This window comes from Bartonella sp. AA81SXKL (genome assembly GCF_042196945.1).
Classification (GTDB): domain Bacteria; phylum Pseudomonadota; class Alphaproteobacteria; order Rhizobiales; family Rhizobiaceae; genus Bartonella.
In genome coordinates this window covers 1-280 of sequence record NZ_JBHIRH010000302.1, presented here as the reverse complement: position 1 = coordinate 280, position 280 = coordinate 1, and the positions used below count along the sequence as shown (strand labels likewise).

Genomic DNA, 280 nt, shown 5'->3' with positions numbered 1-280 from the left:
ATGGGATAGACCCAATGAGATAAGATATCAGAAAGATAAGCCATGTAGTAAATTGAAAAAGTATTTCACCTTCATTCATTAAAAACCCCCATGAAGTTTATTGATCAAGTTTAAAAATTGATTGTCCTTTAACAAAGGTTTGGAGAACACGTCCTTGGAAGTGTGCCTTCTCAAAAGGTGTATTTTTTGAACGTGAATACAGCTTCTCTGGAGAAACTATCCATGGTTCATCAAGGTCAACTAAAATAAGGTCTGCATGAGTGCCTTTTCTAAGTGTTCC

General features: G+C 35.7%; 2 pseudogenes. Both read right to left on the bottom strand.

The window, feature by feature from the left end:
- Positions 1 to 64 (bottom strand): annotated as a pseudogene (locus ACFINZ_RS11270) (glycerol-3-phosphate acyltransferase); the annotation flags it as partial.
- A 33-nt stretch (positions 65 to 97) separates the two neighbouring features.
- Positions 98 to 280, bottom strand: a pseudogene (locus ACFINZ_RS11265) (dihydroorotase); the annotation flags it as partial.